The organism is Rhodococcus sp. WS1 (assembly GCF_003797745.1).
GTDB lineage: Bacteria > Actinomycetota > Actinomycetes > Mycobacteriales > Mycobacteriaceae > Rhodococcus_F > Rhodococcus_F erythropolis.
Genome location: NZ_RKLZ01000001.1, coordinates 1,707,408 through 1,730,617 on the forward strand (window position 1 = coordinate 1,707,408; position 23,210 = coordinate 1,730,617).

Below are 23,210 nucleotides of genomic sequence, written 5' to 3' on the forward strand. Positions count from 1 at the left end.
AATTCACCTGAAACTGGTCGTACGTTCAGCAAATCTCTGGTTCACTGGCGGATAACGCACCGATGCGGTAGAACTTACAAGACTCACACGCCCTGTACCTATCGACAGAGCATGTACCCAGCATGAATTCCCGTACGGGAACAGCAACAAAGGACCGTTCACTCCTGGGCGGATTCGAAGGAATTTTAGGTGGAGGTTTCTGAACGTATGCGTGCTCGCACTTTCAAGCGTGGCCGTCTGGTCGCCGCTGTAGCCGCAGTATCCGTGCTGCCGATGCTGATCAGCCCTGCAGTGTCGTCCGCAGGCGGAGATCCGTCGACCACCACGGCAACTGTTGCCAAGGCAAACACAACGGGTTCCAAGCTCTCGAGCCGCACGGACAACGGGCGCATCGCCACCATCAAGGTGTACTCACCTTCCATGGGACGCGACATTCCGCTCGAGGTCATCCTCCCAGCAGACGGCAGCGAACCCCGCCCGACGCTCTACCTGCTCAACGGTGCAGGCGGCGGCGAAGACCGGGCGACGTGGCAGCGCCAGACCGACGTCAACGAGTTCTTCGCTGACAAGAACGTCAACGTCGTCACCCCGCTCGAAGGTGCATTCAGTTACTACACCGACTGGGTGAACGACGACCCGTCCCTCGGCCGTCAGAAGTGGCAGACGTTCCTGACCCAGGAACTCCCGCCCGTCATCGACGCCGAGTTCAACACCAACGGCGTCCAGTCGATCTCCGCGATCTCGATGACCGCGACCTCGGTCCTCAACCTCGCCATCGCAGCTCCGGGCCTCTACAAGGGCGTCGGTGCATACAGCGGATGCGCCGAGACCAGCACACCGGTCGGCCAGTCATCCATCGAACTGGTTGTGGGCATGCGCGGCGACGCTGACGTGACCAACATGTGGGGCCCCCTCGACGGCCAGGGCTGGATCGACAACGACCCCGTCGTCAACGCCGAGAAGCTCCGCGGCACCGAGCTCTTCATCTCCACCGGCTCCGGACTCCCCGGCCCGCACGACACCCTGAACAACGAGGCGATCAACGGACAGGTCGGCACACTCGCCAACCAGGTGATCGTCGGCGGCGTCATCGAGGCAGCAGTCAACTACTGCACCCACAACCTCGCCTACCGCCTCAACGATCTCAAGATCCCGGCCACCTTCGACTTCAAGCCGACCGGCACCCACTCGTGGGGCTACTGGGAAGACGATCTCCACAACTCCTGGCCGATGCTCGCTCGTTCGATGGGCATCTGACCGAAATCGTTCCGACTCGACCCCGCTCCCTGCACTTCCTGGAGCGGGGTCGAGTGCTTGTCTGGGCCGATTCGGGGGTTAATTCGGGGGTTAATTCCGGGGCCAATTCAATTGTCAGGCAATCGAATCGCGTCACTTTCTGCGCCCGCTCTGCTTTACTGACACATAACAAAAAGTGAACCTGTTCCAGTAAGGGCTCACAGGCACTTCGATCCGTTCCGGATCCGAAGACATTCAGGTGGAGGATCCGAACGTATGCGTGCTCGAATTTTCAAGCGTGGCAGTGTGATCGCAGCTCTCGCAGTGGCCACGGTGCTGCCGATGCTGATCAGTCCGGCGACAGCTTCTGCGGGCGGTGACACGTCCGGATCGCACGTCGTGAGCAACACCAAGACCGGCGACCGCAAGGTCACCATCTCGGTCTTCTCCCCGGCGATGGATCGCAACATCCCGCTCGAGGTCATCCTCCCAGCAGATGGCAGCGAACCCCGCCCGACGCTCTACCTGCTCAACGGTGCAGGCGGCGGCGAAGACTCGGCGACCTGGCAACGCAAGACCGACGTCATGAACTTCTTCCAAGACAAGAACGTCAACGTCGTCACTCCACTCGAAGGCGCATTCAGCTACTACACCGACTGGGTGAACGACGATCCGGTTCTCGGTCGCCAGAAGTGGCAGACGTTCCTGACCCAGGAACTCCCGCCCGTCATCGACGCCGAGTTCAATACCAACAAGGTCCAGTCGATCTCCGCGATCTCCATGACCGCGACCTCGGTCCTCAACCTCGCCATCGCGGCTCCCGGCCTCTACAAGGGCGTCGGCGCGTACAGCGGATGCGCTGAGACCAGCACCCCCGTCGGTCAGAGTGCGATCGAACTTGTCACAGGTACCCGCGGCGGAGCTGACATCACCAACATGTGGGGCCCGCTCGACGGTCAGGGCTGGAAGGACAACGATCCGGTCCTCAACGCCGAGAAGCTCCGCGGCACCGAGCTCTACGTCTCCACCGGCTCGGGACTCCCCGGCCCACACGACACTCTCGCCAACCCCGCGATCAACGGTCAGGTCGGTGCGCTCGCCAACCAGGCGATCGTCGGCGGCGTCATCGAGGCAGCGGTCAACTACTGCACCCACAACCTCGCCTACCGCCTGAGCGATCTGAAGATCCCGGCCACCTTCGACTTCAAGCCGACCGGCACCCACTCGTGGGGCTACTGGCAGGACGATCTCCACAACTCCTGGCCGATGCTCGCTCACTCCCTGGGCGTCTGACCCGATTCGTTCTCACTCGACCCGGCTCCAGTGTTTCGGGAGCGGGGTCGAGTGCTGTCGGGAGCGAGCAGTAAGAATGGACGTATGACTTCCGATCAGCAGCCCACCACCGGCGACGACCCCTACCTCTGGCTCGAAGACGTGACCGGTGAGTCTGCACTCGATTGGGTCCGTCAGCACAATGCCGTGACCGAGGAGCAGCTCACCGACAACGAGCGCTTCGATCGACTGCAGAGCGACGTGCGCGAGATCCTCGATACCGACGCGCGAATCCCCTACGTCCGCCGTCGAGGTGAGTTCCTCTACAACTTCTGGCGCGACAGCACCCACGTTCGCGGATTGTGGCGACGCACGACGTTCGATCAGTACGTCACCGACGACCCGGAATGGGACGTCCTCGTCGACCTCGACGCCCTGGCCGAGGCCGAGGGCGAGAACTGGGTCTGGAAGGGCACGCAACTTCTACGGCCACACCGCAACCGTGCATTGATCAGCCTCTCCCGCGGCGGGGCAGACGCGGCGGTCGTTCGCGAGTTCGATATCGACAAGCGCGAGTTCCTCGCTCCCGAGGGCGAGAACCCCGGCTTCTACCTTCCCGAGGCCAAGACCGACATCGACTGGATCGACATCGATACCGTCTACGTCGGAACGGATATCGGACCAGGGTCGCTCACCGATTCCGGATATCCCCGTCTGGCCCAGCGGTGGAAGCGCGGCACTCCCCTCTCCAGCGCCGAGACCGTCTACGAGGGCCAGGCCACGGACGTGGCCATCTCGGCTTCGCACGATCCGACGCCCGGGTTCGAACGAGACTTCGTCACTCGCTCGGTCGATTTCTACAACTCTCAGCATTTCGAAGTTCGCCCCGACGGTGAACTGGTGCTCGTGGACGTCCCCGAGGACGCCGGGATCTCGATTCACCACGAGTGGTTGTTGATCCGCACCAAGTCCGTGTGGGCCGTCGAGGACACCGAATATCCGACCGGCGCACTGCTTGCCATCCGTTACGACGATTTCCTTGCCGGCTCACGAGCACTGACATCGATCTTCGAACCCGACGCACATTCCTCGCTCGAGCACTACACCTGGACACGCGATCATCTGATTCTGGTGGTCCTGACCGACGTGCGCACGACGCTGCAAATCCTGACGCCGGGCGAAAACGGCTGGGAGGATCGACCTTTCGAAGGGCTTCCAGAACTGACCAGTATCGAAATTCTCGACACCGACCCCGATGTCAGCAATGAATACTTCGTCAACTCGAGCGGATACACCTCCCCTGCAACTCTTTTGCACGGCGTGATCGGCGAAACCGAACCCACTGCCCTCAAGCAGGCTCCCGCGTTCTTCGACGCCGAGGGCATCACCACGGAGCAGTTCTTCGCCACCTCTGCCGACGACACCCAAGTTCCGTACTTCGTGGTGCGCAGTCCGCGTAGCGAGCCCGGCCCTACCCTGCTCTACGGGTACGGCGGATTCGAGATCTCGCTGACACCGTCGTACAGCGGTTCTCTGGGCCGTGCCTGGCTGACGCAGGGCGGCACCTATGTGGTTGCGAACATTCGTGGTGGCGGCGAGTACGGACCCGGTTGGCACACACAGGTTCTCAAGGCCGGGCGCCACAAGGTGCACGAAGACTTTGCTGCCGTCGCGAGAGACCTCGTCGATCGCGGAATCACGACCCCGGATCTTCTGGCAGCTCAGGGCGGAAGCAACGGCGGCCTGCTGATGGGCATCATGCTGACCAAGTACCCCGAACTCTTCGGCGCCATCGTCTGCCAGGTCCCGCTGCTGGACATGCGCCGATTCCATCTCCTGCTGGCCGGCGCGTCCTGGATGGCCGAATACGGTGACCCCGATGTCCCGGAGGAGTGGGCATTCATCTCGGAGTACTCGCCGTATCAGAACATCGACGCCGCCGCGTCGTACCCACCGATCCTGATCGCGACGTCCACCCGCGACGACCGCGTCCACCCCGCGCATGCCCGCAAGATGGCCGCACGGCTGGAAGAGCTGGGCAAGCCGGTGCTGTATTTCGAGAACATCGAGGGTGGCCACGGCGGCGCCGCGGACAATGCTCAGCTGGCCTTCAAAACTGCGCTGACCTACGAGTTCCTCTGGCAGAAACTCGGCTGATCTTTCAGCGGTCGCGCAACCACGCGACGACGCGCTCGCTCACAGCGGTGGGATTGCGTATCCAACCGTTGTGACCGAGTGGTTCGTCGATGTGCGTCATCGTCACTTGGGCCCCGGAGAGCTTGTCCACCAGGTTCTTTGCCGACCGGCGTGGAGCGAGATCGTCCCCTTCGATCGTGATCGACAGAACCGGCAAGGTCAGGCGGGCGATCCGCTCCTCGTAGTCGATATCCGCACCGACGGGTTCCATGCGACCGGTCCTGGCGAACCGGGCCCAATCGGTGATCAGAACTTTCGACTGTCGACCGAAGCCGCCGACGTTGACCCGGTCTCCCGGCCAGAAGCCGGCGATGTTGGCTGTCACCGACATCGCGGACGAACCCAGATAGAGTCCGGGCGCACGGATTCCGGGGAATCCGCGGTGATACGGCGATCCGGAGGCAACCAGGATCAGTCCGCCGAGCCGGCCCCGAATCCTGGACGCGTACATGACCCCGATCTGGCCGCCCATGCTGTGCCCCATCAGAAATGGTGTGCTGGCCGGAAACCGCTCACGCACCACCTCGAACGTCGCCGGACAATCGATCGAGACCAGTTCCTGATATCCGAAAACACTCGACGCGCTCGGGCGCGGTTTGCTGTCACCTTGGCCACGCAGTTCACCGATGGCCGCATTGAAGCCGGCTTCGACCAGGGCCTGCGCCACCGGATCGTAGAACCCGGCGGGAACTCCGAGCCCGGGCAACATCACCACCACGGGTGCGTCGTCGTTCGGTCCGGGAAACAGACGGATCGGGGTCACGGTGCCGTCGGGGAGTTGGATCGGTACGGTCTCCATTCAACTCACACTAACCACCCACGCCGCGGATGGGCAGAGCCCACGCGCCGACTATTCGAGGCTTCCCACGATCAGCGGATCCGGAGTACCCACGATCTCGTAATCCTTGTTGTCGTAATCGAACTGACTGAGCACGTGACGCATCGCGTTTATCCGCGCGCGTTTCTTGTCATTGCTCTTGATGACGGTCCACGGAGCGGTGTCGGTATCGGTGAACCGAATCATCTCTTCCTTCGCCGCCGTGTACGCATCCCACTTGTCCAGAGAAGCGATGTCCATCGGCGAAAGCTTCCACTGCCGAACGGGATCGACCTGTCTGATCGCGAACCGCGTGCGCTGCTCCAGCGGTGAAACCGAGAACCAGAACTTGATCAAGCTGATGCCGTCGTCGACGAGCATCTGCTCGAACAACGGCACCTGGCGCAGAAAACGCTCGTGCTCCTCGTCGGTGCAGAAGCCCATGACCCGCTCGACCCCGGCCCGGTTGTACCAAGACCGATCGAACATCACCAGTTCCCCAGCGGCGGGAAGGTGCTGCACATAGCGCTGGAAGTACCACTGCGTCGACTCGCGGGCCGACGGCTTCTCCAGCGCCACGACGCGAGCGCCTCGAGGATTGAGGTGCTCCATGAATCGTTTGATCGTTCCGCCCTTGCCGGCAGCGTCGCGTCCTTCGAACACGATGGCGTGCCGTGCGCCGGTTTCCTTCGACCAGTTCTGCAGCTTGAGGAGTTCGATCTGCAGCAGACGCTTGGACATTTCGTACTCGTCCCGAGGCATCCGTGCCTCGTACGGGTAGCCCTCCCGCCAGGTGTCGACCTCGAAACCGTCCGGCGACGTCAGCAGCACCGGATCGTCGTCGTCATTGTCGTCGACGGTGAAGGCGGCGGTGTCGGCCAGATCGACGGCGGTCGAGAGATCCGCGAAGGCGCTGAGGAACGGTCGGCGTTCTGCTAAATCGGTCACCGCCGACAAGTTAGTATCCCGCAGCAACTGTTCGGTGAAGCTGGGATGAACTACCGGGGTATGACACGGCGGCCTCAAAAGATCAGGGTGCAGATGGGGGTCGTCCCCGATGGTGCGCGGCGTCATCTCGCTTCAGAATTGAAGCATGACATTTGAAAGCAACACACCTCGCCCCTTCACCCGTTCCAACGACAAGAAAATGTTCGCCGGAGTGTGCGGCGGAATTGCAGATTACTTCGGCGCCGACGTCAATCTTGTCCGTCTACTCGCCGTTATCGCCGCTATTTGCACGGGCGGAACCGCGGCTTTGGTATATCTCGCCGCCTGGATGCTCATGCCGTTAGGTTGAGAATTCCGGCACCTGACATGGCGAGAATTACGCGCCGACAAAAGGTATTTCGGGGCCTACGCGCCAACACGAGCAGGCCCCGAAATCGACAATCTACTTGGCGGCCTTCAACTCTCCACCGCTGAGCGCAGCGAGGGCCTCGAGACCCTTGACGGCCAGGCCACTGACGCTGCCCAACCCCTGACCGATGATCGCACCGACTGAGCCGGCAGCGTCCATGACAGATCCTTCAAGCATGACGTTCTCCTTTAGATGTTCAGTGGTTCACTTGGGACGAGCAAATGACGCCGATCAGAAAACTCAGGGAACGACAGGCGGCGTAAAGCTGAGGGTGTCGAGAGATCCGAAGATTCCACCGGCGGTGTCAGCCAGTGAACCGAAGAGGTTTGCACCGACATTGTCCAATCCCAGCAGCATTGTCAGCAAAGCCTGCATCGGTGCACCGTCCCCATTCGGACCACCGAGAATATCCATCAACGAACCCATGTTCAGCTCCTCGCGTAGGTGATTCTTTTTACCGTCGGTGACGATTATCGAACCAGTCCGGCGGTAGACACTCGACGTGTCGACAGTCACATTAATCCGCGAGATAACGACTCGACACCACTACGGACAATTACCTTAATTAGGATGAATTCGACAGAAATTTCCCGAACACAAATCGTCGATTCACCACAAGTTCCGACGCAAGTTGCACTTTATCGTTCGACTACCTCACGATTTTGGTCAGAAACTGCCTGCAAAAGCGTCGTGAACCCCACCCGCAACAATTCGACGTAGTGCTCGATATCCGGCATCGTCTCTTGCGAGACGATGACATTGAGCGTCAGAGAACCTCCACGCGCGGCAATGAGGAAGTGGCGCAGAATGTCTCCGTCGACCGGCGCCTGCCCGCCGAGAACTGCCACCGCCGGCGCACCCTCGAAGACATTGCCGTCGACCGATACCGGGACATTGCTGATCGTCGTGTTCTGAATGACCTTGTGCGAAGGGTCCAGCTTGTTGAGCCGGCGCGAGAGACCGGTGAGTCTGAGCAGAGCCGCAGGCGAGGTTTCGATGCGCGTGCCGTAACGACGGATGGCTGGGTGTGAACTCCGCCCCTTTGCCATCAGCGCCGAATCCCTGATCAGTGTCAGCCGCTCGACCGGATCTTCGACGTCCGTGTGCAGATCGACCGTCAACAGCGCCAGTTGGTTGGCCGATTCCCATTCGGCTATCTGCCGCATCGATCGGGGAACCATCGCCGCCAACCCACTGGCCGACTTCTCGCCCTTTTCCGACAGGTATGCGTCGAGAGCACCGGCGACGACGGTCAGGAAGATGTCGTTGACCGTCACGTCCGGAACGGCCGCTCGGATCGCTTTGATGTCTGCGCCGTCCAGCGTCAGGAAATCGATCGTGATGTCTCCACCCAGCACGCCGTTGAATCGGGTCGGTAGGCGGTCGGCCGAGTACGTAGGCAGCTCTCCGGTCTCTTCCGCCTCCCGAACCGTCTCGGCCGCAACCTTTGTCACGGACAGACCCCGGCCGAAGCGGATCGCCTGGCCGGGCAAACCGACGACCGTGCGCCCGATCAAATCCAGCGACGAAAGCCCTGAGCCGGCACGCTTCGTCTCCGGTTTCGGCGGACCGGAGAACAGAAGGTTGGTCAGATCGCGGATCGCCAGACCGTCACCGGCCCCGTGGTGGGTCTTGAGCATGATCAGCGTCAGATTGCCCGGCAGCTCGTCGATCCCGTGCACTCCGGTCATGACGTGCAACTCCCAGGGCGGCCGGGACAGGTCCATCGGCTCCCCGAGCGAGCGCCCGAGCAATTCACGAACCGGCGCCCACCCGGCAACAGGGGCACGATGGACGTGCACGTGATCATCGACGTCGAAATCGGCCGGGACCCAATAGGGATAGTCCAGATCCAGCGGAACTCGCTGGAGTCGACTCGTGAACAGTGGCCAGTACCCGAATCTTTCGGTGATCCACCGAACCGCGTCGTCGTGCGTCATCTCTGCGAGCGGATGGCCCGTCGTGTCGAAGAAGTAGGCGCAGACCATGTGGCTCAGATGTCCGCCGGACTCGTTGTAGACGAACTCCGCGTCTCGCGGTCCCATCTGAGATACCGCGGCTGGCAACGAGTTCCGAAAGATCATGCATGCCCCTCAATTCCGACGCTGAACGAATGTCCGAATTGTAGCGAGCCGACATGCATATCCTCTGGGTTCTGCTCGGAATCGTTGGGTATCACCGGATCCAGCAATCAGAGAAGGTGCCTGCGATTCCGATCGATCAGGAGGCAACCTCTTGGTCAGGTGAATCCGCAGTATGCATCGCGGCTGCCGCCGCCAAATCATCGAAACTTGCTCGCAGTAGTTCGATGTAATGGTGGAGATCGGGCATGGTCGCGGTATCCGCGATGACGTTGAGGGTCAGTCCCCCACCTGCTGCGGCGACCATGAAATGCCGTAGCCCGTCGCCGTCAACCGGGGGCTGGGTTGCCAGCACGGCTGCACCCGGTGCACCGTTCAACGTCAGCCCTTCAACAGAGAGCGGAATATTGCTCACCATTGTGTGCTGGTAGCGGGGACGAGTGACATCGTGGGAATTCCTACTTCGCGCAAAAGCAATGAATCTCAGCAGGAATGCCGGCGCCGTTTCGATCGCGGCGTCCACACGGCGCGTGGCAGGGTGGGAAGTGCGTACCTTCTCCGAACGCGAGGATTGCGCGATGAGTGCCAATCGTTCCAGCGGCGCCGCAACGGACGTGTGCATATCGACTGACAAGGTCACCAGTTGATTGGCAGACTGCCACTCCTCGACCTTGCGCATCGAGCGAGGCACCATTGCCACCAAGGATCCCCCTGGCGGCTCACCATTTTCTGTCAGATACCGCGACAGCGCACCACCGACGATCGCCAGGAGAACATCGTTGACAGTGGCGCCTGGAACCGCGTGTTTGACCCCACCGATTACGGCACCGGGAAGGGTTAATTGCTGCAGCGTTCCCGATCCGCTGACTTTGCCGTTGAACCTGGTAGCCGGACGTTCGTTGAGGCTCTCGACCCATTCACCGGCCGATTGGGCCGCGTTCGCACTTCGTTGAGCAGCGCGATTCCCTGGAACGCTCAAGGCGAATCTGAACATCTGGCTGGGAATGCTCGCCAACGATTCGAGGAGTACACGCACCTTCAATAGTCGAGGTGCTGGAACGTGTCGGGCGGCTCGCTCTTCGCCCGAGAAGATGGATTCACCCAACATCCGGATTGCTATCCCATCCGCTGCGCTGTGGTGGGACTTGAGCACTACGGCGGTCAGCCTCCCGTCCAGATCGTCGAGACCTTCGATTCCGTTGAAGAAGTGCAACTCCCATGGCGGACGGGTCAAGTCCATCCGTGAAGTCATCAAAGCACTCAAAGGCTTCTCGAGTGACGCCCAACCAGGCTCCGTGAGGTCTGTGACGTGTACGTGGTCACGGATGTCGAAGTCATTGACTGGCATCCAGTACGGATGATCGAGTCCGAGCGGGATACGACCTACCTTGTGGGTGAACATGCGATGGTGGCCGAGCCGTGCGGTCACCCATTCGACTGCTTGCTCGCGCGAGAACTCCGACTCAGGGCGCTGAGAAGTATCGAAGAAATACACCCCTATCAAATGCCCCAGATGGCCGTCCGCCTCGTTGTAGATGAAATCGGTATCACGCGGGCTCAACCGCGCCAACTGCACCGCAAATTTGCTGGGCAATCGCATCGACACTACCTCGTCTCACTGCATCGGTAATCGTGACTGGAACTCGAAACCGAATGATCCCCGAGGCGTACGTCAGCCTCGGGGATCATTCGGACTCGGTGGCGTATTCCAATTCAGACTCCACCAAGAATTTCCTACTTCGGATTCTGAAGCATCTTGCTTCCGGCGGAGGTGAGGCCCGCTGTGTCGATAACCCATTGCACGATCGAAGTCAGGTATCTTTCAAGCATTGTGCATTTCCTTTCATCACACTGGGAAGGACGAAAGCGCGTTCAGGTATTTCCCGATCGTGCCCACGAGATCAACCGACCCGAAACTGACGAGATCGGACAGGTACGTCAATGATCCGTTCAACATTTCTTTCTCCTCTTCGGATTAGGTGCCGGCTATGGAGCCGAGGCCGGATTGGATCGATCCGGCTGACGCAGCGGATCCTGTGACACCCAGTTCAATGAAAGAAGAGATAGCTGCGAAAACTCCCTCGATAATTCCCTTGAGAGCCGCCAAAGGCAACTGGACCGAGTTCGCGTCAATACTGCCGACCGCGTCGATCAAACTTGCTGTATCCACTGTACTTCCACACTCCTTGGAATTCGTTCGTTCGGGTTTCGAAAAGAAAACAGCGGAGTCCATCAGATCTGCGTGGCCGTTATCCAAACACGCGGGTCTTGACGATTCCGAATTACGGCAGAGGGGGAACCTGCCACCCCAGGTCGATCGACGACATTATCGGCGCGAAAATGATGCCCGCAATGACCGACTTGATCAACCCTCCCATTTCGCCTTCGAGCACATCAGCGACCGATCCCAAACTACCCATCATTCACTCCCACTGTCAGAAAGATCCTCGGAAATTGAAACTATCGATCAGCTGAGTTCGATAGCGGATACCAACGAGCCTGTGCCGGCCTCTACGCCCGGCAGCATCGACCCGCTCCATGTGTTGGCCAGCAGATCGGTGAACAATTGCGCAGTCGCTTGGAGGAACATGACGATCATACTGATTCCCACCCTTTCGTAGGTCTTGGATTACTCATAGGACGTTTACATCGGACCGCTTGCAGTAGCCCACAAAGAACTGGTCCGAGCAGCAGAGAGAAAGATTTTGCAAACCAGGTAACCGATATTCTTCGGGGCGTACGCGCCCTTTCGCGGCTGTGGGGTGACATCAAGGTAGTGCAGAAGAGCCCGATTTGGGGAACTTTCGGCTAAACATTTTGAAGCTTTCTGAAACCTGTTCCATTTTTGCAGGTCGCGGGCCCGAGCCGGCCACAATTTCTACTGAAATCCATCAACACACCGCACTCAATAGCTTCGGCAACGCGGCACTACACACTGCAACGTATCTGCCGACGAGTGCAATCGATCTGTCTACCAATACCGTTCGACTACGCAATCCGAAGGTGAAAACGTCCCGCGAAAGTACTAGTACTAGAGGACGTTTCAACTCCGACGCACCGACAAAAGTGCTAGCTCTCAACCATCCGAGTCCGAACGGCTATGACTGCCAATAAGATTGAATCCACGTTGCTGGATCACCAAATGATCTGAGCACAGGAATGTCTGTGGAGGAAACCAAGTCCACAGCCGCGCACCACAGCTGACCGAGAGACGTGACCGCCTGTGCCAATTTGCACGGACGGCCACGTTCTCGCCGCATATCACCGCCGCGACCAATTAGACTAATTCACGACGGAGACAGAGCATCCAATGTTAGTGAAGCGTGCCGGCGCCCGCATTGAGTGCCGGGTAACTTCCAACCGCCCCCGTGATGTCGTCAGACGGAACGCAAGAGGTAGATGCACTGACTGGAATCACAACGGCTACTCCGTTCGCCTTGAAGCTGAAGTAGTTATTCGCAAAGTTACCGAACTCGGCCGCGGTTCCCGAAGTAGAGAGTTTTACATCGAACACCGGAGACGTCGTCACAACGGTGATCTGAGGTGCCTTGAATGTCGTGCTCGGGCCGACTCCAAACTTCCCAAGAGTAATAATTCCGCCTGAAGCCGAAACAGTAGGACTACCCGAACTGATATTCGTACCCGAACTCGTCTTGGTCGCACTTGTCAACGTCGCGGTATTGTACGAGAGCTTGTACTGAATATCACTCAATCCCTTGAAAGTATAACCCGGGAACGAGCTCGGCGTAGTCTGGTCCCCGAATTGGATTGTGTAGGTATTCGGCTGACCGGCCGGCGCAACGACCGTATGGTCAACGGTGACAGAAAGGTTTTCCAACTGCGCAACATTTCCAGGTGAACCGGCCCAACACGCGTTCTTAAAGCTTGTTGTCGTGGGCCCCGCTGTTGCCGACGCCGGAGCAACGGCCGCGAACACCAAACCTGCTGATGCAGCTACCGCTGCGAGACCAATCGTAGTACGTCGCGCCAGTGATACAGTCATGTTCTTCACTCCTATTTCCTCGTAAGGCGGTTTGATCGAACTGCCTGTCCGACGCGGTTACGCTCGCAGCGTTCCGTGTCGTCAGTTCCCCCTACCCGCGGATATCCCGGGTGGAAGTCATCGACTCATAGCCGAGTCGGAAATGGCAACAGATGCAGTCACCCACTCCGAGCCTTTAATCAACACGCAGTGGATCCATTCATTAAACTCACCTGTATCGTGAAGAATTTAACAACAATATTAGATAAGCTTCACCATCCGGCCGAAGACGCCAGAGATAAATATTCCATTATATGCGCTGAGCAACGAATCGTTCCCGCAAATATTTCAATCACGATTTCGGGAAATTGAAATTTGCAACCCGTAGCGAATAGTACTTGTATACACCAAAAGGCGTAGACATGAAGCCATCTGCTTCGATACATTTCAATTGCTTCAGACCGGAACTTTCCTCCTCGATGCGCAATACTGTAACCCAGATCACTGCAACATGTATCAGTTTTGTGAAGATTGTCGGAAATATTCTATTTTAGTTGCATTTTTCCACCAAAAGAACTAGTTAATTTCACACTAAAGCCTTACTTAATTCAATCATTTGTTGGATATGTTGGCACTAAAGTTTTAGCACTAAAGAACTTGTCCAACGGTCGTGAACCGATGCGATTGACCGCTGTTAGGATGCCGTCTCCAGACAAGCAAAAGCCCGGCCCACCGAATGGTGGGCCGGGCTCTAGGAGCTAGGTGGAGATGGACTCAGAAGTCCATGCCGCCCATGCCGCCGGTCGGATCGCCTGCAGGCGCTCCGGCCTTCTCGGGCTTGTCAGCGACAACGGCTTCGGTCGTCAGGAACAGAGCCGCGATGGACGCTGCGTTCTGCAATGCCGAGCGGGTGACCTTGACCGGGTCGTTGATGCCTGCAGCGAGCAGGTCGCCGTACTCGTTGGTCGCAGCGTTGAGGCCGTGACCTGCGGGCAGGTTGGAGACCTTGTCCGCAACAACGCCGGGCTCGAGGCCTGCGTTGAATGCGATCTGCTTGAGCGGAGCGGACAGTGCAACGCGAACGATGTTCGCGCCGGTTGCCTCGTCACCTTCGAGCTTGAGGTCGTCCAGTGCGGGAGCTGCCTGGAGAAGTGCAACGCCACCACCGGCGACGATGCCCTCTTCGACGGCTGCCTTTGCGTTACGCACTGCATCTTCGATGCGGTGCTTGCGCTCCTTGAGCTCGACCTCGGTAGCAGCGCCGGCCTTGATGACTGCAACGCCGCCGGCCAGCTTGGCCAGACGTTCCTGCAGCTTCTCACGGTCGTAATCCGAGTCGCTGTTCTCGATCTCGGCGCGGATCTGGCTGACACGACCGGCGATTGCGTCGGCGTCGCCGGCACCCTCGACGATGGTGGTCTCGTCCTTGGTGATGACGACCTTGCGTGCCTGGCCGAGGAGCTCGAGGCCTGCGGTCTCCAAGGAGAGTCCGACCTCTTCGCTGATGACCTCGCCACCGGTGAGGATGGCGATGTCGGCGAGCTGAGCCTTACGACGGTCACCGAAGCCGGGAGCCTTGACGGCAACAGACTTGAAGGTGCCACGGATCTTGTTGACCACGAGGGTGGAGAGAGCTTCGCCCTCGACGTCCTCGGCGATGATCAGGAGCGGCTTGCCGGACTGGATGACCTTCTCCAGCAGGGGCAGCAGGTCCTTGACCGTGGAGATCTTGGAGCTGACGAGCAGGATGTACGCGTCTTCGAGGACGGCTTCCTGACGCTCTGCATCGGTGGCGAAGTACGCCGAGATGTAGCCCTTGTCGAAGCGCATGCCCTCGGTGAGCTCGAGCTGCAGGCCGAAGGTGTTGGACTCCTCGACCGTGATGACGCCTTCCTTGCCGACCTTGTCCATAGCCTCGGCGATGAGCTCACCGATGGACGGGTCGCCGGCGGAAATACCGGCGGTAGCAGCGATCTGCTCCTTGGTGTCGATCTCCTTGGCGGTCTCGAGCAGGCGAGCTGTGACAGCCTCGACAGCCTTCTCGATGCCGCGCTTGAGGCCGAGCGGGTTCGCGCCGGCTGCGACGTTGCGCAGGCCTTCACGGACCAGAGCCTGTGCGAGAACGGTAGCGGTGGTGGTGCCGTCGCCAGCGACGTCGTCAGTCTTCTTGGCGACCTCCTTGACGAGCTCGGCGCCGATCTTCTCGTACGGGTCGTCGAGTTCGATCTCCTTGGCGATGGAAACACCATCGTTGGTGATCGTGGGGGCGCCCCACTTCTTTTCGAGAACGACGTTGCGACCCTTGGGGCCCAACGTCACCTTGACAGCGTCGGCGAGGGCGTTGAGGCCTCGCTCGAGGCCACGACGTGCCTCTTCGTCGAACGCGATGATCTTTGCCATTGCGAAGTGATCCTCCGGATAGGGGGTGACACACAAGGTGACCGCTCGTCGGGTCACCTCATCGGCACAAGGCGACCGTTTGACCAGTCACCTCATTACACGGGCGACCGATTTGCCTGGTCACCCATCTACGCCTGTGGTCTAGTCAGTGCCCGCGACGGACGACCGGGGGTGTCTATGGTTCCCGGTCTCACTGCCTCGACCTGGCACTCACGGTTCGCGAGTGCCAACTGCATTTTTAGCACTCGAGCGTGCCGAGTGCAAGGTTGAGCCTCAGCCCGCGATGCAGAACTGTCCGTTACTCAAATTGACCGCAAACGAGAGCACTCCGACGCAGTCGACGCCGTTGGCATCGGCCGTAGCGCCCGCTCCGTAACCGGCGATGGCGAAGGTGACGTTGCCGTCAGCCGCCCCGGCCCGCGCGATACCGCCGCCGAGCGCAAATGCCTGCGCCTGACCGTTACCGCGAGAAGCCCCCAGCGCGGTTCCGAAGCCGTTTGCATATGAATTGGAGTAGCCGTTGTCGGCGGCGACGCTCACAGCGGTACCGCTCTCGGCAGCACCGGCCTGCGAACGGCCGGCTCCGACGGACTGCGCGCCGCAGCTCGCGGTCTCGGAGACCTGGATGTCATTGGCCGACGGCGGCGAGACACACGTGACGGGGGCTGCCGAAGCAGCTCCCGCACCGGTCAGCGCCAGCCCGGCGGCGAGCCCCATACCTACAGTCATCACAGCCCCTGTTCTCGCCAGGCGGCCCCCCAACCGACTACTGGAAATTCCGCTGACTCGAGAGGATGAGCGACGGAACCAGACTGACGAGATCAAGGGCATAGAAAACTCCTTCGTGGAACAAGTTCATTGGATTCGGGCGCGAGAGTACCCGCTCGAGTGAAGTCCGTCACCCCCGCCTGGTCAAGCCTCGAGGACGACCCCGAGAAGGGCCGGAAGATCCGCGACCGAATCGATGACATGATCAGGCTTCTGAACCGACAGGTCGAGCACTGTTTGCCGAAACTTGCCTGTGCGCACCAGAACTCCGGTCAGGCCGACCCGCTGTGAGGAGAGGACGTCCCCGATCAGGTCGTCGCCGACCATCACCGTCGCCTCAGGTTCGACATGCATCAGCTCCGTGGCTGTCAGGAACCCCGTGAGAGACGGTTTACCCACTGCGGCGATATTTACACCTGCCACTTCCTCGAAGCCCGGCAAGTACGTTCCGGTGTCGATCCGAAGGCCGTCTACGGTCTCCCACATCATCCCGCGGTGCATCGCGACGACGGGCACACCGGCGAGCAGAAGTTCGAGCACTCGGCTCAGCGCCTCGTGGCTGAACTCCGGGCCGGCGCCGCCGAGAATCACGACCTCCGGATCGGCGTCGTCGAATTCGATTCCCTCGAGATCGGCAGACACGTCACCGTGATTGAGGACCCACGCCCGCGCGTCCGGGTAGGTCGCCCGCACGTACTCCCCTGTGAGCCTGGCGGCAGTAACTATCTGGCTCGCCTCGACCTCGATACCGGCGTCGCACAACCCCTGCGCGATGAGCGTCGAACTGCGCGAGGTTGTGTTGGTCAGAAATCCACAGGCCAATCCGCGCCGCCGAACTTCGCGTACTGCTTCCCCTGCTCCCTCGATCGGCTGCCAGGACGTGAGCAGGACTCCGTCGATATCGAACAGAACACCTTCGATGTCGGCCATTGCACCAGCCTATATTCGCCATCGAGGTCCTGCCGAGGCGTCGTAACCCGAAATCCGTCGATCGCTCAGTAGGCTCCCACCCATGGACCTGCGCGACGACGACCTCTTCTCCGTTGCCGGTTCTCTGGCCGAATTGCTCGGCGCTCCCGTCACGATCGAGGACGAGAACTCGACTGTCCTCGCGTACTCCGGCGGCGAGCAGGCCGTGGACGAAGCTCGCATCGGCACGATCCTCGGCCGGCAGGTACCCAGCCGATTCCGCCAATTACTCTCCGATGCAGGAGTATTCGATCGCCTCCACCGAGAGAGCGACCCCATCTACGTCGATCTCGAAGACCCTGCGATCACGCCGCGACTGGTCATCGCAGTTCGCGAGAACGATCACCCCGTCGGCTCGATCTGGGTCGCACTCGCTGGAACACCGACGCCCACACAGGAATCGATACTTCGATCCGCGGTATCTGTCGTGGCCGAGAGAATCGCCTCGGAGCGTGACCGGGTCGACAGCACACGCCGTCGTCAATCCCAGCGCGTCCAGGCTCTGATCGGTGGTGGCGAACCCGCATTCCGCGCCGCAGACGACTTGCGGTTGGCAGGCCCGCTCACCGTCGTCGCCGTCGGAACCGTTGCGGGACCACTGCCGGCGGGGTTGGTCGCGTCCTTGAGCTTGTACCTCGACACTCTGGCCGTCGACGCCGTTGCCGCTCAACTGTCCGAGACCATCTACCTTGTCATCGCGACAGACGAGACCAACGCTCGCCGATTGTCCGCCGACTTCCTCACCCGCGCCCGTGGCCGCGAATTCCTGGCAGTGGCCGTCGGCCGGACCGTGAAGTCTGCAAGCGAATCACATCTTTCGCGCTCGGACGCCGACCATGTTCTCGGAGCGCTTCGTCATGGCCGGTCCGGCGGAACCGTCGCGGGAATGAGGGACACGTTGGCCTCCGTACTCGCCCTGCACGTCGCCGACATCATCGACGGACTCGGCGACTCCACACCACTCGGAAGCCTCGAACGTCACGACTCTCAGCACGGCAGCGATCTGGTCGCGACGGCAAAGGCCTTTCTCGAGCACGGCGGTGACGTGGCGAATTCTTCTGCCGCACTGCATGTTCACCCCAACACGCTCCGCAACCGCCTGCGTCGAGGCAAGGAGATGTGCGGCGTCGATCTCACCGATGCCGACACCCGCCTCATTCTCATGTTGCAGTTCAAACTCGCTCGCTGAGCAGGCGTGGCGGCGCGTTGTGCGAATCCACAACGCGGCAGCTCCGACGATGGCCGAACGGCCAGTCCTTTTGCCGCCCCCGCGATTCATGCTTGAGAGAAGAGCCGGATGTGACCGGCGTCTCGGTTCGAGCAGAGTCTGTAGAAGGAGTGCGTCATGGGAACTCGTCAGAGCCCCGATCGTGTGGTCGTGGTCGGTGCGGGTGTTGTCGGATTGTCGACGGCCTGGTTCTTGCAGGAACGTGGAGTCGAGGTCACCGTCGTCGATCGCGACGGCGTCGCAGCCGACGCGAGCTGGGGCAACGCCGGTTGGCTTGCCCCCGCATTGACGCTTCCGCTGCCCGAACCCGCAGTGCTCCAATACGGCTTGCGCGCGATGCTCAGCCCGTCGTCCCCGGTGTACGTGCCACTGACCACCGATCTGAAGCTGATTCGGTTCCTGGTCGGGTTCGCGCGCCACTGCACGCCGTCGAAGTGGCAGGAAGCGATGTCGGTCTACACCGAGGTCAACCGAACAGCCTTGGGCGCGTACGACGAACTCGCCGACGGTGGCGTCAAAGAGCTGACCCGCCTGGCCGATCCTTTCCTCGCCGCGTTTGCGTCCGAGAAGGACCGACAGACTTTGGTGGACGAGTTCCATCACGTCGAGGCCGCGGGCGGCGAGGTCGACTTCGACCTCCTCGACTACGACGCGATTCACTCGCTCGAGCCTTCACTCGGTCAGGGTGTGAAAGCCGGTTTGCGTCTGCGTAATCAGCGTTTCATCGATCCCCCGTTGTTCGTGAACTCGTTGGCGGACGCGGTTCGTGAACGTGGTGGAGAAATCGTCAGCGGTTTCGACGTCACGCAGATCGACGATCGGGTCGGCGGAGTCACTGTTCGCAGTGCACACGGTGATTCACGCGACGGTGACGCCGTGGTCATATCGAGCGGTGCCCGCTTGAACAAGCTCGCAGCACCGTTCGGTGTGCGCAAACTGGTGCAGGCCGGACGCGGATACAGCTTCAGTGTCAAGCCCGAGCACCTCCCCAAGAACCCTGTGTATTTCCCCACCCAGCGCGTCGCATGCACTCCGTTGCACGATCGCTTCCGAGTGGCCGGAATGATGGAATTCCGCAGCCCTGACGCGCCGCTGGATCCGCGCCGCGTGCAGGCGATCATCGATGCGGCCAAGCCGATGCTCAGCGGCATCGACTGGACTGCGCGGGAAGAGGAATGGGTGGGATCACGACCGTGCACTACCGACGGCTTGCCGTTGATCGGAGCCACGAAGTCGCCGCGGGTGCACGTCGCCGGTGGTCACGGGATGTGGGGAATCGCCCTGGGTCCGTTGACCGGAAAGATGGTGGCCGACTCGATGACCGGCGCTCAGACGCCGACCGTCATGCGCCACTTCGATCCGCTGCGCTGACAGCCGGTTTCACCCACTTGTAGTACGCGCCCGTCAGCAGAACCAGCCATCCGGCACCGACGAGCAGCGCAACTCGGGTATCGGCGATGACGCCGAGCAACACGATGACAAAAGCCAGGAACACGATCGCGAAGATCTGACCGTACGGCCACAGCGGCACTGGAAACTTCAGTGCCGCTGTTTCGTCTGCACTCATCTGAGCGCGGGAACGGAACTGCGAGAGCAGGATCATGATCCAGACGAAAATCGTGGCAAAGGTGGCCAGCGAGGCGATGACGAGGAACACCTGGTCCGGGATCAGGTAGTTGAGCAGTACTCCCACCAACAGGGCACCGGTCATGATGACAACGGTCATCCACGGAACACCGTTGGCGGAGACTCTCTTCATCACCTGCGGGGCCTGACCGGCATGCGACATTCCGAACATCATGCGACCCGCACCGAAAACGTCGCTGTTGATGGCGGACAGGGCCGCGGTGATGACAACGATGTTGAGGATCGATGCGGCCGTTCCCAATCCGAGGTTCTCGAAGATCTGGACGAACGGGCTGTTGTCGGAGTTGATGGTCTGCCACGGAATGATCGCCATGATGACGGCGAGGGTGCAGATGTAGAAGAGAATGATGCGCACCGGGACCGTGTTGACGGCTTTCCTGATGGTCTGCGCCGGATCCTCGGCTTCGCCCGCGGTGATACCGATGATCTCGGTGCCACCGAACGCGAACATGACGATCGCGAAACACGCGACGAATCCGCCGAAGCCCGTCGCGAAGAACCCGCCGTCCGACCAGAGGTGGCTGATTCCGGCATCGGTGTCGTGAACGCCGAATCCGAACACGATGATCGCGATGCCGCCGGCGATCATCGCGATGATGGCGGTGATCTTCACGAGCGTGAACCAGAATTCCAGTTCGCCGAACACCTTGACGCTCAACAGGTTTATCGCGCCGATGAAGAAGACGACAGCCAGAACCCAGATCCATCTCGGTACGTCCGGGAACCAGAACTGCATGTACAGCCCGAAGGCGGTGACGTCGGCGAGGCACACGATCACCATCTCGAACGTGTACGTCCACCCGGTCATGAAACCGGCGAGTGGTCCGAGGTGCTTGTTCGCGTACTCGCTGAACGAACCGGAAACCGGGTTACGGACCGCCATCTCGCCGAGCGCTCGCAACACCAGGTAGACCGCGATACCGCCGATCAGGTAGGCCAGGAGCACCGACGGGCCGGCTCGTTTGATGGCCTCGGCGCTGCCGTAGAACAGTCCGGTTCCGATGGCTGATCCGAGGGCGATGAAGCGGATATGGCGCGCTGTCAGCCCTCGCTTGAGGCCATCCTGCGTCGCGGCGTCGCTGTTCACTTCTCGGTACTCCAGTCGGATGGATCGTCATACGTGCGCGAACCATTGTCCGCTACCACCGCGCGTGTTCCCGCACGACCCTGTTGGACGGCCGTACAGTGACCTGACACACATGGTCCATTGACGGATCGCTTACGATCGACAAAAGTGTTTGTAACTTTACGTAGCATCAACTCGACTGGAGAGACTGTGTCCAACACCCTCGAAGCAAGCATCGACATCGACGCATCACCGCAGGACGTGTGGGCAATCGTCGCCGACCTGCAGCGCATGGGCGAATGGAGCCCCCAGTGCAAGGTGATGAAGGTAATCGGCGGGACCGTGCGTGAGGGCGCCAAGACGATCAACGTCAACCGCAAGGGCCTGCTGGTCTGGCCGACGTCGTCGAAGGTCGTTCGCTTCGAGCCCAACAAGTCGGTGGCGTTCCGCATCGCGGAGAACCGCACGATCTGGTCCTACGAACTCGAGCCGACCGCTACCGGCACCAAAGTGACCGAGCGTCGCGAGGCTCCCACCGGAACGTCGAAGGTCTCGCAGTTCCTCGTCAAGACCGTCCTGGGCGGAAACGCCGACTTCGAGGTCGAGCTCGTCGAAGGCATGAATGCCACATTGAAGCGTGTGAAGAGCGAGGCCGAGGCGGCTGCACGCACCTCTGCTTGACCCTCGACCTGGTCGAGGCATCAGGATCCGTTCCATGGATCCGGTGATGACACAGATAGCGCAGGCACAAGAATTGGCGAGCTCCGGCGATCGAGCCGGGGCTCGCTCTGCGTTCGAGAAGATGTGGGAAGAGATCAGCGCCGCCCCCGATGCGCTCCACATCGTCTCCCTCGCGCACTACATGGCCGACGTTCAAGACGATCCGGCTCAGGAGCTCTGCTGGGACCTGCGCGCCCTCGACGCTGCCGATTCGTTGACCGACGCGCGAGCCCAGGAACACCACGCATCGCTGCAGGTCGCCGGTTTCTATCCATCGCTGCACCTCAACCTGGCTGCCGACTACCGCAAACTCGGACGCGACACCGAGGCCGTCGAGCATCTGACGAAGGCCGAGGCGTCGGTCGGCACACTCGCCGACGACGGTTACGGCCGGATGATCAGGGGCGCTATCGAGCGACTGCGGGCAGAATTGATCCGTGACCACTAGTTCCGCCCTCTTGACGATCGGCGAGATGTCCCGGGCGTCGGCGCTCCCGATCAGCGCTCTGCGGTTCTACGACAAGGAAGGCGTGCTCGTCCCGCATTCCGTCGATCCGCACACCGGTTACCGCTGGTACACCGACGATCAGCTCCGCGACGCCCGCATGATCGCCGGTATGCGACGCGTCGGTGTTCCGATCCGCGACATGATGGCCGTCCTGACCGGGCCGGAACCGCATTCGTGCCTGGACGCCCATCTGCGCAACCTCGAGGACGGTCTCGCCGACGCCCGCGCCGAACTGGGGCGAATTCACCGGCTGATCGATTCGCTACCTGCCTCCGGCGGCGTGGACATCGACTCGTGGGATCTACGACGCGCACTCGACGCCGTGCTGTTCGCCGTGAACGAGGAATCGGAGTTCCCGATACTTCGCGGCGTCCACCTCGACATTCACGACGGCGTCGCTGCGTTTGTCACCACTGATCAGTTCCGGCTCGCGGTCGCAGAGGTGAAAGTTCACTCTGCTCTGACGGTGTCCGCTGTCGTTCCCGTGGCCTTCGCGCGATTGTTGCGCGATGTCGCCGGCGTCGTGACGCTGACTTTCTCCGCGCGCACGGTGACTGCGTCGTATCCGGGAGGTGAGGTGTCCAGCCCGCTGATCGAGGACGGCGAGTTCCCCGATCACCGAATCCTGCGCGAGCACCACGACGCGGTCGAACTGAGCGGCGACCAACTTGCCGCCCTGCTCAACGGCACCGGACACGGAGCCGTCGTCAGCATCGGCGAAGACGGTGGTGCCCGGGTGGATCCGGGTGGAATGGATCCCCGTGAGAGGTTCCGCGTACTGGTCGACCGGCAGCGACTGCGCGACGCCGCCGCAGCCCAACCGGGGCGGCAACTGGTGATCCGAGTAAGCGGCGCGACGCTCCCGCTGGCGATACGCACCGGCGACTGTGTCGGGTCCTACTCGTACTTGATGCCACTACAGCCTGTAGGAGAGAAGGCGTTCACGTAATCTATGGATGCTCT

Annotated in this window: 21 protein-coding genes; 9 read left to right on the forward strand and 12 right to left on the reverse strand. The window is 60.8% G+C overall.

All coding sequences use genetic code 11. From position 1 onward, the window contains the following. Positions 1 to 207 precede the first annotated feature (207 nt). From EEB12_RS07835 to EEB12_RS07845, 3 genes are all read left to right on the forward strand, one after another. The gene (locus tag EEB12_RS07835; RefSeq protein ID WP_021343370.1) at positions 208 to 1,257 is read left to right on the forward strand and encodes an alpha/beta hydrolase; all 1,050 of its coding nucleotides are present in this window, start codon (positions 208 to 210) and stop codon (positions 1,255 to 1,257) included. A 255-nt stretch (positions 1,258 to 1,512) separates the two neighbouring features. After that, the gene (locus tag EEB12_RS07840; RefSeq protein WP_046378180.1) at positions 1,513 to 2,529 is read left to right on the forward strand and encodes an alpha/beta hydrolase; all 1,017 of its coding nucleotides are present in this window, start codon (positions 1,513 to 1,515) and stop codon (positions 2,527 to 2,529) included. Between the two features lie 84 nt (positions 2,530 to 2,613). After that, the gene (locus EEB12_RS07845) at positions 2,614 to 4,665 is read left to right on the forward strand and encodes a prolyl oligopeptidase family serine peptidase (protein WP_141487590.1); all 2,052 of its coding nucleotides are present in this window, start codon (positions 2,614 to 2,616) and stop codon (positions 4,663 to 4,665) included. A gap of 4 nt (positions 4,666 to 4,669) precedes the next feature. Here EEB12_RS07845 and EEB12_RS07850 read toward each other — a convergent pair whose 3' ends face one another. After that, positions 4,670 to 5,503 carry an alpha/beta fold hydrolase gene (locus EEB12_RS07850; RefSeq protein WP_020906717.1) on the reverse strand — a complete coding sequence of 278 codons (834 nt, stop codon included), beginning with the start codon at positions 5,501 to 5,503 and terminating at the stop codon, positions 4,670 to 4,672. A gap of 51 nt (positions 5,504 to 5,554) precedes the next feature. Beyond that, entirely contained in the window at positions 5,555 to 6,469 is a 915-nt protein-coding gene (gene ppk2 / locus EEB12_RS07855) for a polyphosphate kinase 2 (protein WP_037129644.1), read from the reverse strand. Positions 6,470 to 6,614: 145 nt separating this feature from the next. On the opposite strand from ppk2, the gene EEB12_RS07860 reads away from it, so the two are divergent. After that, positions 6,615 to 6,818: a PspC domain-containing protein gene (locus EEB12_RS07860; RefSeq protein WP_003941534.1), complete on the forward strand. Its 204-nt coding sequence runs from the start codon at positions 6,615 to 6,617 to the stop codon at positions 6,816 to 6,818. Positions 6,819 to 6,911: 93 nt separating this feature from the next. On the opposite strand, the gene EEB12_RS30435 is transcribed toward EEB12_RS07860, so the two are convergent. From EEB12_RS30435 to EEB12_RS07900, 9 genes are all read right to left on the reverse strand, one after another. Beyond that, positions 6,912 to 7,055: a hypothetical protein gene (locus tag EEB12_RS30435; RefSeq protein ID WP_003941503.1), complete on the reverse strand. Its 144-nt coding sequence runs from the start codon at positions 7,053 to 7,055 to the stop codon at positions 6,912 to 6,914. A 63-nt stretch (positions 7,056 to 7,118) separates the two neighbouring features. Next, positions 7,119 to 7,304, reverse strand: coding sequence for a hypothetical protein (locus tag EEB12_RS07865; RefSeq protein WP_223304379.1), 186 nt, complete (start codon positions 7,302 to 7,304; stop codon positions 7,119 to 7,121). A 212-nt stretch (positions 7,305 to 7,516) separates the two neighbouring features. After that, a complete protein-coding gene (locus EEB12_RS07870) occupies positions 7,517 to 8,962 on the reverse strand; it encodes a wax ester/triacylglycerol synthase domain-containing protein (RefSeq protein ID WP_141487591.1) in 1,446 nt (481 codons plus the stop codon). Between the two features lie 136 nt (positions 8,963 to 9,098). After that, the gene (locus EEB12_RS07875) at positions 9,099 to 10,559 is read right to left on the reverse strand and encodes a wax ester/triacylglycerol synthase domain-containing protein (protein ID WP_141487592.1); all 1,461 of its coding nucleotides are present in this window, start codon (positions 10,557 to 10,559) and stop codon (positions 9,099 to 9,101) included. Positions 10,560 to 11,426: 867 nt separating this feature from the next. Then, positions 11,427 to 11,558 (reverse strand): hypothetical protein, encoded by a 132-nt coding sequence (locus EEB12_RS30760; RefSeq protein ID WP_255246887.1) that lies wholly within the window; start codon positions 11,556 to 11,558, stop codon positions 11,427 to 11,429. Between the two features lie 714 nt (positions 11,559 to 12,272). After that, positions 12,273 to 12,971, reverse strand: coding sequence for a hypothetical protein (locus tag EEB12_RS07885; RefSeq protein ID WP_042951134.1), 699 nt, complete (start codon positions 12,969 to 12,971; stop codon positions 12,273 to 12,275). Between the two features lie 744 nt (positions 12,972 to 13,715). Further along, positions 13,716 to 15,341, reverse strand: coding sequence for a chaperonin GroEL (groL, locus tag EEB12_RS07890; protein ID WP_003941476.1), 1,626 nt, complete (start codon positions 15,339 to 15,341; stop codon positions 13,716 to 13,718). Between the two features lie 273 nt (positions 15,342 to 15,614). Then, positions 15,615 to 16,172, reverse strand: coding sequence for a DUF6764 family protein (locus EEB12_RS07895; RefSeq protein ID WP_019744475.1), 558 nt, complete (start codon positions 16,170 to 16,172; stop codon positions 15,615 to 15,617). An 81-nt stretch (positions 16,173 to 16,253) separates the two neighbouring features. Continuing rightward, positions 16,254 to 17,039: an HAD-IIA family hydrolase gene (locus tag EEB12_RS07900; RefSeq protein WP_019744476.1), complete on the reverse strand. Its 786-nt coding sequence runs from the start codon at positions 17,037 to 17,039 to the stop codon at positions 16,254 to 16,256. 82 nt (positions 17,040 to 17,121) lie between these two features. Here EEB12_RS07900 and EEB12_RS07905 point away from each other — a divergent pair, with 82 nt between their 5' ends. Beyond that, positions 17,122 to 18,267 (forward strand): PucR family transcriptional regulator, encoded by a 1,146-nt coding sequence (locus EEB12_RS07905; protein WP_019744477.1) that lies wholly within the window; start codon positions 17,122 to 17,124, stop codon positions 18,265 to 18,267. A 156-nt stretch (positions 18,268 to 18,423) separates the two neighbouring features. Beyond that, complete coding sequence (locus EEB12_RS07910; RefSeq protein ID WP_007733715.1) at positions 18,424 to 19,677, forward strand: NAD(P)/FAD-dependent oxidoreductase; 1,254 nt, start codon at positions 18,424 to 18,426, stop codon at positions 19,675 to 19,677. Here EEB12_RS07910 and EEB12_RS07915 read toward each other — a convergent pair. Next, positions 19,649 to 21,040 (reverse strand): amino acid permease, encoded by a 1,392-nt coding sequence (locus tag EEB12_RS07915; RefSeq protein ID WP_019744479.1) that lies wholly within the window; start codon positions 21,038 to 21,040, stop codon positions 19,649 to 19,651. The two genes, EEB12_RS07910 and EEB12_RS07915, sit on opposite strands and share 29 nt — an antisense overlap. A gap of 189 nt (positions 21,041 to 21,229) precedes the next feature. Between EEB12_RS07915 and EEB12_RS07920 the strand changes: the two genes are divergently transcribed. Genes EEB12_RS07920 through EEB12_RS07930 form a run of 3 tightly spaced genes read left to right on the forward strand, consistent with a single transcriptional unit; the run spans position 21,230 to position 23,196 of the window. Beyond that, positions 21,230 to 21,700 carry an SRPBCC family protein gene (locus tag EEB12_RS07920; RefSeq protein WP_003941500.1) on the forward strand — a complete coding sequence of 157 codons (471 nt, stop codon included), beginning with the start codon at positions 21,230 to 21,232 and terminating at the stop codon, positions 21,698 to 21,700. Positions 21,701 to 21,734: 34 nt separating this feature from the next. Then, positions 21,735 to 22,187 (forward strand): hypothetical protein, encoded by a 453-nt coding sequence (locus EEB12_RS07925; protein WP_019744481.1) that lies wholly within the window; start codon positions 21,735 to 21,737, stop codon positions 22,185 to 22,187. After that, a complete protein-coding gene (locus EEB12_RS07930; protein ID WP_021333984.1) occupies positions 22,177 to 23,196 on the forward strand; it encodes a MerR family DNA-binding transcriptional regulator in 1,020 nt (339 codons plus the stop codon). Before EEB12_RS07925 ends, EEB12_RS07930 begins: the two co-directional genes overlap by 11 nt. Positions 23,197 to 23,210 lie beyond the last annotated feature (14 nt).

What these genes read in the sequence shown, in the direction of transcription:
- EEB12_RS07835 (WP_021343370.1), top strand. Translation starts at nt 208, where the DNA reads ATGCGTGCTCGCACTTTCAAGCGTGGCCGTCTGGTCGCCGCTGTAGCC.
- EEB12_RS07840 (WP_046378180.1), top strand. Translation starts at nt 1,513, where the DNA reads ATGCGTGCTCGAATTTTCAAGCGTGGCAGTGTGATCGCAGCTCTCGCA.
- EEB12_RS07845 (WP_141487590.1), top strand. Translation starts at nt 2,614, where the DNA reads ATGACTTCCGATCAGCAGCCCACCACCGGCGACGACCCCTACCTCTGG.
- EEB12_RS07850 (WP_020906717.1), bottom strand. Translation starts at nt 5,503, where the DNA reads ATGGAGACCGTACCGATCCAACTCCCCGACGGCACCGTGACCCCGATC.
- EEB12_RS07860 (WP_003941534.1), top strand. Translation starts at nt 6,615, where the DNA reads ATGACATTTGAAAGCAACACACCTCGCCCCTTCACCCGTTCCAACGAC.
- EEB12_RS30435 (WP_003941503.1), bottom strand. Translation starts at nt 7,055, where the DNA reads ATGCTTGAAGGATCTGTCATGGACGCTGCCGGCTCAGTCGGTGCGATC.
- EEB12_RS07865 (WP_223304379.1), bottom strand. Translation starts at nt 7,304, where the DNA reads ATGGGTTCGTTGATGGATATTCTCGGTGGTCCGAATGGGGACGGTGCA.
- EEB12_RS07870 (WP_141487591.1), bottom strand. Translation starts at nt 8,962, where the DNA reads ATGATCTTTCGGAACTCGTTGCCAGCCGCGGTATCTCAGATGGGACCG.
- EEB12_RS07875 (WP_141487592.1), bottom strand. Translation starts at nt 10,559, where the DNA reads ATGCGATTGCCCAGCAAATTTGCGGTGCAGTTGGCGCGGTTGAGCCCG.
- EEB12_RS30760 (WP_255246887.1), bottom strand. Translation starts at nt 11,558, where the DNA reads ATGATCGTCATGTTCCTCCAAGCGACTGCGCAATTGTTCACCGATCTG.
- groL (WP_003941476.1), bottom strand. Translation starts at nt 15,341, where the DNA reads ATGGCAAAGATCATCGCGTTCGACGAAGAGGCACGTCGTGGCCTCGAG.
- EEB12_RS07895 (WP_019744475.1), bottom strand. Translation starts at nt 16,172, where the DNA reads ATGCCCTTGATCTCGTCAGTCTGGTTCCGTCGCTCATCCTCTCGAGTC.
- EEB12_RS07900 (WP_019744476.1), bottom strand. Translation starts at nt 17,039, where the DNA reads ATGGCCGACATCGAAGGTGTTCTGTTCGATATCGACGGAGTCCTGCTC.
- EEB12_RS07905 (WP_019744477.1), top strand. Translation starts at nt 17,122, where the DNA reads ATGGACCTGCGCGACGACGACCTCTTCTCCGTTGCCGGTTCTCTGGCC.
- EEB12_RS07910 (WP_007733715.1), top strand. Translation starts at nt 18,424, where the DNA reads ATGGGAACTCGTCAGAGCCCCGATCGTGTGGTCGTGGTCGGTGCGGGT.
- EEB12_RS07925 (WP_019744481.1), top strand. Translation starts at nt 21,735, where the DNA reads ATGGATCCGGTGATGACACAGATAGCGCAGGCACAAGAATTGGCGAGC.